The sequence below is a fragment of the Bradyrhizobium sp. Bra64 genome (assembly GCF_024519875.1).
GTDB classification, from domain to species: domain Bacteria; phylum Pseudomonadota; class Alphaproteobacteria; order Rhizobiales; family Xanthobacteraceae; genus Bradyrhizobium; species Bradyrhizobium japonicum_G.
In genome coordinates, this window is record NZ_JALJRD010000016.1 from 29,182 (window position 1) to 42,726 (window position 13,545).

Sequence of the window (13,545 nt, forward strand, 5' to 3'; positions counted from 1 at the left end):
ATGGGTATAGCCCGGCGCTGGAACAAGGAAGCTCACAAACGCTCCGCGTTTGAAACCCTTCTCGACAAGGTCATTCGCGAGATCCTTCCGGGGCGCGACAGTAAACGGCGGCGCTGGGGCGGCGCGGCAAAGCCGGCCGCAAAGCCGCGGCGGCAGAACTTCACGCTGGAAGCGATAGAGCCGCGCCTGCTGCTCTCGGCCGATTTGACTTATGGCGCTCCTGGCAGCATCCCGGGCGGCATCACCAATGCAAGTGACATCAGCAATTACGTTGCAACTCTGACGTCAACGACCTTTGTGCTCAAGGCCGAGGCTAACGGCAGTGGCGACGTGTTTTGGAACCTCCATGGGACCGGGTTGGATGGGACCGGTGACACGGGGATTGCCGCTTCGAAGCAGATCACGACAGCCGACGATCTGACCGTCAATATCAAGCGCGACGATCTCGGCGTGTTCAATGACAAACTCAGCCTGATCGATTTCGTCGGCGACAAGGTCACGATCGACACCGACAGCCTTTCCGTGCTCAACACGAAGTTTACCGGCAACAAGATCAACATCGATTTTGCCGGCGGCAAGGACATCGACCTGGGTTCGCTGATTGGCGTTACGCTTCCGATCCCGCTTGCCAACGACCAGGTTGTGATGACCGGCAATGGCGGCACATTTACCGGTCATGATTTTTCGCTCCACAGCTCGTCCGATATCGTAAACGACGCAAGCGGCCTGCAGATCACGGATGCAGGGGGCTCGTTTGAACTCGTCTCGGACTCGAAGATCACGATCGATCATGACTCGGCCATTAACGCGACCAACATCACTTTGAAGGCCGATGCCAAAAGCACGGGGGGATTGTTCCAGGGATTGTTGGCCGACGCGAAAAGCGAAGTCACGCTTGATAGTTCGAGCCTCACCGCGACGGGCGGTACCGTGGCGCTGCTGGCCCACTCCGACGCCACCTTCGTCGAGAATGGCGACACGTACTTCAGTGGCAGCCTCTCCGGCACCGCCGTGCTCAGCATATCGGGCGCGCTCGTCGACGTGAAGGGAACAGCATCCATTACGGCAAAGGATGCCAATCTCGAGGCCAAGATTCACACCGACATCACTGCGACCGCCAGCGATCCTGGAGCCACCGTAGCGGCAGTCGTTGTCACCGTGTTCAACACGCCCGAGATCAAGATTGGCGATACCGCCGACATCAACCTCACGGGAAATCTGACCGCGGAGGCAAAGTCGGATATCACGGTGAGCAATACCATCGTCCCGAACGGCTCCTCCAGCTCCGATTCCGACGCGGCAATCGCCACCACCATACTGCACAGCGACCCGTCTTTGACGGTCTCCGGCGGCAACATTGACGCGGTCGGAACGGTGGAGTTGAAAGCGACGAACACCATAAACGTGACCACAACCGCTGATGGGTCGTTGGGCGATGCGGGGGCCACGGTTGCCTTTACTTTGTTCACCGGCGACACCGCGGCAAGTGTCACGAACGGCACCATCGAAGCGGCGAGCATCGCGATCTCCGCCACCAGCGACCGTACTGCCACAACGCTGGCCCGGGCGACCGCGGGGGGCGCTACGGAGAGTGCGGGCGACGACAACGAATCCGAGAAGCGTCTCGCTGATCCCAACGACGACGGAGATACAAGCGATCAGGCGAGTACAGACGAAGGTAGCGTGACGTTTGCGGCCGCAGTTGCCGTGTCGGTCCTTACCGGGGACACCACGGCCAGTATCACGGGCGGGTCGGTCGCGGCTTCGGCAGGGAACCTTGATCTCACCGCCAGCGGCAAGGTCGATGTCGTCACCACTGCGGACGGCTCGAGCAAAACCGATTCGGGAGCGACAGCGGTGGGTGCTGCCGTCGCCATCAATGTCGTGACGCCGACGGTAACGGCAATGCTCGCCGGAACGGCCAACGTCGATGGCACGGATGTTAACGTCACCGCCCTGATACCGGATAGCAAGGTCGAGGCGGATGCGACTTCCGGCGCCGGGGGAGGGAGCAGTCTCGGCGTAGCCGGCTCGCTGGCCCTCAACGTCGCGGTGCTCAACGTTTACGCCAAGGTTGATGGCGCGGTGCAGGTCAACGGCGCCAATGTCATTCTCATTGCGGAATCGAGCACAACGAGCACGGCCTCGGCGAAGGCGACGGTCGACGGCAGCGGTGACGCAACCGGCGTCGGGGCTTCGGTGGCGATCAACATTGCCGATAATGATACGAATGCCCTGCTGGCGGACGGCGCGACGCTGGACAATGCCAATAATCTGACCTTGGATGCGGAATCCAAGCATGTGATGGAAACGGACGCCAAGGGCGGCGCCACCGGTGGCACGGCCGTAACGCCGATCGCGGCGGTCTCGGTTGCGACCTACGACACCGAAGCGCGTATTGGCACGGGTACCCAACTCACCCTATCGGGCGCTCTATCGGCGACCGCCTTGCACATTGGTTCAGTCACGACGCTGGCGGACGGCGAGGCGGCCGGCAGCAGCGCGGCGGTAGGCGCGTCACTTGCGTTTGCCTATGAGAAGGACACCGTGATCGCGACCACGCTGCGGGATATCGCGGCCGCGGGCTCAGCAGCATTCATTTCCGGTTCGATTGGAAGGACGAGCACCTTCGCCAAGGCGAGCGCCAGCGGCGCTTCCGATGACGGCGAGGATGCGCAGGCCAAGGGCGACAGCAAGCGCGGCGCCGCCAACGATCGTGCCAGCAAGAGCGGTGCGACAGGTTCCGGCACCGACAAGAAGGCGGAGGCCAAGACGTCGTCCAGCAGCGATAGCGGCGGCGACAGCATCGCGGTCGCGGCGGCGATCGCCATCAACATCGTGGATAGCGAAGCTCGATCCGAACTCCCGGCCGGCGTGACGATTTCGTCCGGCGGCGCGCTGACGGTCAGGTCCGGAAGCAATATCAACGGCTCTGCCGAGGCGGACGGCAGGGCGGCCGAGGGCGGCTCGGCCGCAGTCGGCGCCGCCGTATCGGTCAACTCCGTCGATGCCAAGAACACGGCGCGGGTCGCAGGCACAGTGACGGCCGCCGACGGGTTGGTGGTCGAGGCCCTGATGCTCGATCGCGCCATCGATCTCCAGACGGGGACGATCAAGATCGTCGACGATTCCGACGATACGATCTTCCTCGGAACCGGCCACGGCCTGACCACAGGCCAGAAGGTCAAGTATCACAAGGGAAGTGGTGGTACCGTGGTCGGCGGCCTGGTCGACGGCAAGGAGTATTTCGTATTCGACGCAGGCGGCGGCAAGATAAAGCTGTACGACAATGAAGCTGACGCGAAGCTGGGTGGTGCAACGGGGCTCGTCGATCTGACCGGACCTGGCGCGGGCAGTGATCATAGCTTCGGCACGTATATCAACGTGCCGCTGGTCGGCGAAATCGAGAACCCCCTGGATAGCAGCAAGGTTCGATTCGACCCTGACCCGAATAACATGCGCGTCATCCAGACCAACGACGCGCACGGGCTGAGGACGGGTGATGAAGTCGTTTATCACAAGGGCGCCGGCAGTCCGATCGGTGGGCTGACGGACGGGCATACCTATTACGTCATCGCGCTGGATGACACCCGTGTCCAGCTTGCCGCTTCGCGCGACGACGCCCTGGCCGGCAAGGCGATCAAGCTGACGTCCGACGACGACGCCACGCACGACGACACGCTGACCGAAGCTACGCATAGCATATACGCGAGCTCGGTCTCGGGCGCCGGTAGCGACGACGTCGGCGTTGCAGGGTCCGCGGCGATCAATCGTGCCGCCGTTGTGACCCTGGCGGAAGTTACGGGTGACGTCGTGCTCGCCGATGGCCTGGACGGCGGCACGTCAGTTGGCGCCGTGATCGTGCACGCGCAATCGACTTCCGACAATACGGCCAAGGCGGACCCCGCGGGTGATGGCGCCGTCGGCGGCAGCGTCGGCGTAGGCGCATCCTTCGCGCTCAATATGAACTTCAACGACACCACGGCCCAGATCACCGATGGCGCCGACATCAGCGGCGGAACCGCCGATAGCCTCGATGTCGCCGCCACCGGCCGGCATCGCACCTCGACCGAGGCGAGCAATGGTGCCAAGGGAAGCACGGGCGTCGGCGCGGCGATCGCGGTGGCCATCTCCGACGCGGACACGACCGCTGAGATCGGTACCGGCGCCACGTTGAACACAGCAGGCCTCGACAGCGTTACCGCAACGCACTCGAACATCATCGAGACCAAGGTGAGCTCGAAGGCCGAAGGCGACGACGCCGCGGTCGGCGCCTCGGTCGGTGTAAATTACGTCACCGATGACAACAAGGCGCATGTGGCCCGCAGTCTTCATTCAACGGGCGGTGCCGTCTCGCTCATCGCGGATCTGACCATCGTCGATTCGCTGGAAGCGCATGCCAGCGCGGGCGGTGGGGATTCCTCCGGCGACGATGCGGATTCTCAAGCCAACAGCAGCACCAATAACAACTCGAATACGCAGAACAACGGCGGCAACCGGTCCATGGAGTCCGCCAGCGGCAACACCAACAGCGGCAATTCTTCCGCGAGTTCCGAGTCCGGTTCCGGGGGCGGCGGTGTCGGCGTCGCGGCTGCCGTTGCGATCAATATCGTGAAATTGACGAATGCCGCGACCGTCACCAACGGAGCCGACCTGACTGGTGCCGGGGCGGTGACGATCGCGGCGCGCGCGAGCGTCGACAGCAAGGCCCAGGCCGATGGTCTGTCCGTCAATCTCAGCGACAGTTCGGGTACCAGCGTTTCGGCCGGGGTGGCGCTCAACTTCGTGTCTCTCGCCAATACTGCAACGGTGGATACAGGCTCCGTCATCACGGGCAATGGCATCACTATCGAGGCGGTCACCACGAACGCCGAACGTAACGATTTTGTCGCGACGGCCTTTGCAGCCAGCGGCAACAAGTCGAACGACCCGTCGATCGCCGGCGTATTCGCGCTGAACGTGATCGATGTCGATACCAGGGCGGAAGCGCTTGACGGATCGGATCTGGAGTCCACCGGCGGCGTGACCGTGACCGCCGAGCACAACATGGGGCTGCAGGCGATCGCCGCTACCGTTGCATTCTCGACCGGCGGCGACGTGGTGGGTGGCGCCATTGCGCTTGATATCATCGGTACCGGCGCTGGCGGTTCGAACACGATCGCCAGCATCGGCACGCCCGATGGCGATGCCAGTGGTGCGATCGTCCATGCGGACGGGGCGGTGAGCGTCTCGGCGACCCATACGATCAATATGATCGGTGTCATCGATCTTCCCGACAGCGTCAACAAGCAGATCGACGACCCCGGCATCAGTCTCGGTGCGGCGGCCATCTCTGCTGCCGGCGGCGGTGGCAGCGCTGCCGTTGCGGGATCGGTATCGATCGGAGTGATCACCACCACCACGCAAGCAAGCGTCGAAAACGGCAGCTCGGTTACAGGAAAGAGCGGGAGCGGAGCCTCGGCGGGGTCTCTCGTCGTAAGCGCGACGGATACCTATCATTGGACTTCGATCGCCGGCAGCGTCGCAGTGTCGCTAGATGGCGTCGGCGTCGGCGCGGGCCTTGATTTCTCGTTTATCACGAAGGACACGCGAGCCTATATCGGCGTCGGCGCTGATGTGAACGTTTCGGGCGATGTCTCCATCACCGCCGAATCGACGGAAGACATCATATCGGTTGCGGCGAATGCGGGAATCGGCGCGGGATCAGTCGGCATCGGGGCGACGTTCGGGATCCATATCGTCAATACCGGCACGCGCGCATATATCGCGGACGACACGCTGGACGGTAACACCATCGTCACCGCCGGCGGAAACGTCACCATTTCGGCCCATGGCGCAGCCACGCTCAAAATCATCGCGGCCGCGATCGGCGGCGGCAACAGCGTCGGCGTAGGTGCGGGCGACGAAACGCTGGTTCACACCGACGTCGTCGAGGCCTATGCCGGCAACCACGTCGTAGTGCACGCGCACGGCGGCGATGGCTTGCGCATCAGCGCATTGTCCAGCGAGGATCTGATCGGCATCACGGCTGCCGGCAGCGGCGGCAGCAGCGTTGCCGTTTCGGGCGCGGCAACGATCAACGTTCTGGACGAGACCACCACCGCGCGCATCGGCCGCGGCGCTGTGATCGACGCCACCTCACCGGGCGCCAGCACGCCGGACATTTGGGTCCACGCCAGCGATGATACCACCATCATCACGGTGGCCGGTTCGCTTGCGATGTCGGGATCGGTCGGCGTCGGCGTTGGCGTCGACGTGACCAAGATGGACAAGACGACAACGGCCTATATCGATTCGGGCGTCACCGCGACCGCCGATGGCGACATCGATGTGACGGCGCTGGTGTCGGAAGATATCACCTCGGTGGCCGCAGGCCTGACGCTTTCCGGCTCGGTCGCGGTGACGGCGGACGTCAGCGTGCACGTGATTACCAATCATACCCGCGCCTTCATCGGCGACGATCCCACCGAAGCCACTCTCTCGGCAGGTGAGGGCAATGTCTATGCACGTGGCACCGTTCGCGTGTGGGCAAACGACACGTCCGAGCTCGACAAGGTGATCGGCGCTGCGTCCTTCTCCGGCACCGCCGCAATCACGGCCGCAGCCGGCGTGACGGTTTCCAACAAGACCACGGAAGCCTTCATCGGGGCTGGCGCAAGAGTGACGGGCGAGGGCCACAGCCTCCTGGATGCGCCGACGGGCGGGTTCGATCTCAACGCTTCCAACGCATCGGCACAGTCCAAATACGACAGCGTCAATTCCGGCGAGATCAGCGTCACCTTCGGTAATGACGGCACGCACGATACGATCACGCGTAGCGACGGCGTTAGCTTCGCGGCCCATGATCATTTTACAGCGGGCCAGACGATCAATATTTCGGGTGCTGGCGGAAATAACGGCGACTTCACGATCGACAGCGTGTTCGACGATCACATCGTCCTTACCTCGAACAAAGGGCTCACGGGAACCCTGACCAAGACGATCGTTCAGTATGATTCGAACGCGCCTGGCATCGAAGCCAAGAACTCCGCGGGCGCAAGCGAGAGCGATCTCAAGAATTCTGGCGAAATCAATCCGCCGACCCCCATCGGCAGCGGCGATGGCGGCTCCAGCGTCAAGAATACCGACGGCAGCAATGTTGCGGTCAGCGACGACGATTTGGGCCGGAATGTCCATCTGAGCGTCGCAAAACAGGCTACCAGCGGCGTGATCGTTGCGGCGACGAACAACGACGACATCGAAAGCTACTCGATCGGCGTATCGGCCTCGGGGACCGCTGCGATCGGTATCGCGGTTTCGGTGAACGTCATCAACGCGACCACGAACGCCTTTATTTCCGATGGTGCGAAAATCAACAAGGACACGGTCGATCCGGCCGGCGGTCAGTCCGTGACCGTCGTGGCGGCCAACGATTTCCGTCATACCGCCGCCGCCGCCGCCGTCTCCGTTGGAACCGTTGGTGTTTCTCCCGCCGTCGATGTCACCGTTACCGACAATAAAACGAAGGCATGGATCGGTGCGGCCGACGTCACCGCGAAGGACGACGTGCACGTCATAGCGGATGCAAGCGAGAAGGTGCTGCTGGTCGGCGTCGGCCTTGGGGGCGGATTCGTCGGCGTCGGGGCTGGCGTGAACGTTCTGTCGCTGAATGGCGAGACGACGGCTTCCGTTGCGGGCAAGGTGCGGGCCGGCGGCGACGTCGTCCTGCGGGCCAACGACGACACCAAGGTCACCGTCATCAGCGGTGGCCTGGGCGCCGGCTTTGTGGGCGTCGGCGCGGGTGTCGGCGTCATGGTGATTTCGAAGGACACCGAAGCCTTCATCGCCGATGGCGCGGATGTCACGGCCCTTGGCGGCGGCACCGGCGAATTCGACATTCGGTCCGGTGACCTCGACGGCCTGCACGATTTCAACACGGTGGAAGCCCACGGCGTGCTTCTTGATGCGCGTTCCACCGAAGACGTATTCCAACTGGCGATCGCCGGATCCGGCGGCTTCGTCGGAGTGTCGGTGACGGTGGCCGTAACCGTCATCGAAGCGGAGACCGACGCCCGGATCGGGAATGGCTTCATCAATAAGAATTATGATGGTTTGTCCGACCCCGCCGACCTCCGGCAGGACGTCTTCGTCGACGCCAGCGACAAGGCGACGGTGCAAGCGGTCGTCGTTGCGGCGGCCGGCGGATTTGTCGGTGCGGCAGGCTCGATCGACGTCGGTGTCCTGAACAACGACACCAGCGCCAGCATCGCCTCGGGCGCCGACGTTCATGCTTTGCATGACGTCCAGGTCAACGCTGTTGCCTACAAGTCCATTGACTCCGTGGTCATCAGCGCGGCCGGTGGATTCGTGGGAGCCGCCGGCGCGGTCTCGGTGTGGAACATCGGCTCCTCGCTGAACTCGACCTACCAAAACCAGGACAGCCGGAACAAGGACAGCCGGATCGACGATGGGAGCAACGCCGGCGCGACCGATACGAGCCGGAATGTTCTGGAGAAGCAGCAAGACACCAATAACGACGGCACGGTGGACGCTGGCGACAAGACGATCACCGCGGACCAGGATGCCCAGGACAACGCGGACAAGAGCACGTCCATGGGTTCGGACACCATGGACAACAGTCACGTGAACCAGCAGGGTAAGTCCGGGAGCCGTATCAGCACCGCCACCGGCAGCGCCCAAAGCAATATCACGTCCAGCAAGCTCAGCGACAAGGCCCAGGCCAAGCTCACAACTCCGCCTCCCAGCGGTACGTCCGCGATCATTGAGGGCGGCAGCACCTCGGTCACCGCCGGCGGCGCCATTGACGTGCAGGCGACGGAAGAACTGCATTTGACGACGGTAACAGGCAGCGTGGCCGTTGGCGTCGTTGGTGCCGGTGCGGGTGTCAGCGTTCGCAATGTCCACTCGAACGTCACGGCATCGGCCGGCGGCACGCTCTCGGCCGACGGCGCCATCACTGTGCGTTCCCACCTGGACGAAAATCTGCCGATAACGGCTTTCGCCTTCTCGGGTGGACTCGTCGGCATTGGTGCAGCGGTTTCAATCGTCAACGATGACAGCACGAGCAGCGCCTCGATCGGCGACGGCTCCACGATCGTCAAGGCGGACGCCGTATCCGTAACGTCCTACAGCAAGCAGAATCTCGTCCTCAACGTGGGTGGTATCTCGGTTGGCGCGGTCGGTGTGGGCGCCAGCTTCACCCAGGGAACCGTGAATGGTTCAACCTCGTCTTCGATCGGCGATGACGTCCAGATCGGTCAGTCGGAAACCGTCGGTAATCTCACCGTGTCGGCTGATTCCGAAGTCATCGGCACCGTCCACACTCTCGGCGTTGCGGGCGGCGTCGCAGCTGGCGCCACTATCAACTTCGGCTTCATGACCGTTAAGCCGAATGTCAGCGCGATCGTCGGCAGCGCCGACATCAAGGTCACGGGTGAATCGCTGATTTCGGCCACCTTCAAGGGCAATGTCGACGCGACGGCCGAAGGCGACGCTACGGGCGCGTTCGCCGGCGGTGCGGCATTCGCGATCGCGGACCTGGAGCCGACCGTGACGGCCACGCTCGGCAATGGCAACGACGGCACCTTCGTCGGGAAGAACCTGACCATTCAAGCCCAGGTCACGCGGCCGGATGGCTACGGCGCAACTGCGACCTCCTTCACTGCGGCCTTGGGCGGCATTGGAATATCAGGCGCCGTCGCGGACGCCACGGATAGCCCGACCATCACGGCGTCCGTCGGTTCCGGCATGGACATCGACAACACTGGAATCGTCAAGCTGACCGCGGATGGCAACAGCAATGCCGTGGCGGACGCCGCGGGTATTGCCGGCGGCGTGGCCGGTATCGGCATCACGATCTCCGGTGCGCATACGGAAGGAAAGATCAAGGCTCATCTCGACGGCGAAGTGAAGGGGCCGTCGGAGACCGCGGGCGCCTCGACGCTCGACGTCACGGCCGAGTCGAGCGATGTCGCCAGTGCGAAGTCGCAGTCCGTCACCGGCGGTCTTTTCGCGGCCGGCTTCAACTACTCGAACGCGACGATCAAGCCGGTCGTGCAGGCCTATATCGATACCACCGGCGTCATCAGTGCGAGTTCCAACATCACGGTCTCCGCAACCGAGCATCCGGAGGGCGACGCCGTGACCAAGGGTGTCGCGGTGGGCGGTATCGTGATTGGCGGCTCCCAGTCGGACACCTCGGTGGTTCCTGCGGTGACGGCCTATATCCAGTCGGCGAAGACCGAAGCCGGTCCACTCGGAAATATCGCTGTTACCGCTCTTGCGGAGCCGAATTTCGGTCAAGTGCCGGATTACCTCATCACCCACAGTGATGACGGATCCAACTCGCTGACGGTCACGAACCACGGCCTGAGCGACGGTGACGTCGTTGCCTACGACAACAACAACCAGGCAGCCGTCGGTGGCCTGCAGGGTACCGTTGGCACAGGGCTGCCGGCACCGAACGACAAGGAGTACCGTGAATACAATGTCATCGTTGATGACCAGGACCATGTTTCCCTCGGCGCCATCTTCAACGGCGCGACGTCGATCGATCCCGCCACGGACATCATCACGTTCGATGCGCCGCACAACCTGAAGACCGGCGAGAAGGTCATCTACACCAAGGGTACGGATCCCGACCATCCGTCCACGTCCGTCGACGGATTGGCTGATGGCAGCACCTATTGGGTGCTGGCGCTCGATGCGAACCGCATCAAGCTACTTGACTACGATCCGAGCGGCGGGCTGCATCTCACCACGTTCACGCCCACGATCACTGGCAACGAGATTTCGTTGGCAAACAGCTTCACGAATGGCGAGGCCGTCACCTATCACGCGCCGCCGTCGCTCACGTTCAATACCCGGCAGGTCGATGTCGACGGCAGCCTGACGAGCTACCACGACCCATTGCTCGGCGACATCAACAACGTTGCCACGCTCACTGCCGACACGAGCAAGGACAACATACAGTTCGTCGATCCGTCGACGGGTGTCGTCGCCGACCCGCACTTCGGCCTCAACAATTCCGTCAGGTACAGCGCGACGGCCTTAAACGGACCGGCGAAGGTCATCGAGGGACTGCAGAACGGCCAGACCTATCTCATACTGAATCCCGGTGGCACCGGGACCGATACGATCCAGCTCGGCGCGACCGCGACTGCCAATCTCGACTTCGCGCAGCATGGCGGCGGCGACACGATCACATTCCATACCGCGCCGGGCGCCGGGCAAAACTGGTTCGATCGTGGGTTCCAGGGCGGGCAGACGATCACCATTATCGGCGGCGGGGGTAATAATTCTCACACCTATCATATCGCCGCCAACGGTGTCAGCGCGAACACCCTGACGCTGACGGAGTTCAACACCGTTGCTGCCGTCTCCAACGTCTCGACGACGGTGAACAGCAGCAAGATCGCAATTGCGGGCGATCCGACCCTCGGTCTCACGTTCGCCAAGAATGCCGGCGGGGATACCATTACGGCGGCTGGGTACAATTGGGCTGACCACGGATTCCTGGCAGGCCAGCAGATCACGATCAGGGGGGCGGGCGACAACAACGGCACTTATACGATTGCCGCGGGCGGGGTCAGCGGAACGACGCTCAAGCTCACCGTGTCGAATCAGGTCACCAACGGCGCGTTCACCAAGACGATTGGCAACAGCACGATCCAGAGCCTGATCAAGGTCAACGACTTGCCGATGACCGGAGATGGCGTAAGCCTCGACGGCAAGACGTTGTTCGTCATCAAGGACGGATTAAACGACGCCACTACGTTTGGACTGTCGCTCACCCAGGGCGGGCCGGCATTGACGCTGGCGGCGCAGCCGCTGGCAACGAACAATCATCAAATCGGCCACGAAGCGATCGACCTTGGCACCGGTGCAGGTGCGCAGTTCCTGAGACTCGATATTACGTCGACCGGCGATATCGGCGGCGGTCAGAAATTGACCGGGCCGGGCGGCGTTCCTCTGAACGTGACTTCGCCGCCTTCTGGCGATGGGACCTCGTCGGCGAAGTCGAACAGCTCCGGCGGTGGAGCTGTCAGTGTCCAGTTCAACAATGCCACCATCAACAATGATCCGACCGTCAGAAGCTATGTCCATTCTGACCTGATGCGGGCCGGTCACGACATCACAATCACCAGCTCGTCGACGACCTCATCGACCGCTGCCAGCACGAACGCGGGCGGTGGATTGATCGGTATCGGCATCGCCCCGTCCAAGAGCACGCAAAACGTCACCAGCGACGCCTATGTGGATGCCGGCAGCCATTTGGTCGCCGGGCGCAACTTCATTCTGTCTGCATTTGACCAGAACAATTCCGATAACAGCGGTCGCACCATCACGGGCGGGCTGGTCGGCGTAGCGGTCTCCAGCGTGGACTCCACCATCGGATACAACACCACCGTATCCATCAAGGGCGGTGCCGACGTTCTGGCCGGCAACAACGCGGTGGTGAAGGCGGAGTCGCGGTCCTTCCAGCATACGAGCGCAGATGCGACCGGCGTCGGGATCGGCGGCGACGGAAATGCCGATGCGGATGTGACGAACAATGGCAATACCACGGCGCTCATCGACGTGGCCTCGTCGCTTGCGGGGCGTACCGTATCCGTGGCGGCGAAGATCACGCAGCTGGACGTCTATGCGCGGGCGGACGGCGAGGGCGGCGGACTTGTCGCGATCGGAACGGCCGATGCAACGGTCCATTCGAGCCAGAATGCGGACGTCACGCTCAAGGATCATGGTGCGATTACCGGCTACGAAGGCGTCGATCTCGTCACGCGCTACGCCCCCGGCACTGTCCCGCCTGACGTTATCAGTACCACTGCGGATTCCTTCGCGCGGGCAACCGGCCTGTTCGGCTACGTCTCGGCGGATTCCGTCAATCACACGACGCTCAATTCGAAGATTCTGACGGAGGCCGCCTCGCTGATCACGGCTGGACCGCGCGATCCGTCGAACGATCCGGCCCTGGAGGACAAGGATGTCGGCGGCGGCCAGTACAATCACTTGGCCTTGTTCGTCAGCGCCGAAAACGGCGACATTCACGTCAACACACCCAACGATACGAGCCTGCGTTCGCTGGCAGTCGACGGGTCCGACTCTCCCGACAATCAGAGGCACGTCGAACCTGTCATCGACTTCAGCGCCAACGTGCTGATCCTGTCCGGGAAGTCGCCGCAGCTGGAGATCGACGAAAACGGCAATATCTCCAAGATCGTCAACCTTCATCTGCTGAACATCGCGTCTCAGAATATCGACGACCCGGCCTATGACGGCAGCAACAACATCACGGTCGACAACATCGTCAACGATGATCCCGGTCAGGCCTATCTGGCTACGGGCAACGTTGACAACAGCGCAATCCTGAACAGCGCCGGCCCCGGCACCTGGACCTTCCGCGATACCTTCAGCAAGGTCGAGATCATCAACAATTCAAAGAAGAACTTGATCGTCAACGGCATCAAGGTGGTCAACACCACGGTTGATCCGATCGTCGACGTCTCGAACACGAAATCGCGGACGTTGGATTTCAACATCAAG

The 13,545-nt window shown here is 62.5% G+C and carries 1 protein-coding gene (only partly in view); it reads left to right on the forward strand.

Annotation, left to right across the window (positions count from 1 at the left end; genetic code table 11):
• Positions 1-13,545 carry the 5' portion of an LEPR-XLL domain-containing protein gene (locus tag NR187_RS30430; protein ID WP_306235800.1) on the forward strand. Its footprint extends 15,042 nt past the window's final position, so only the first 13,545 of its 28,587 coding nucleotides appear in the window; it begins with the start codon at positions 1-3; its stop codon lies beyond the right edge, outside the window.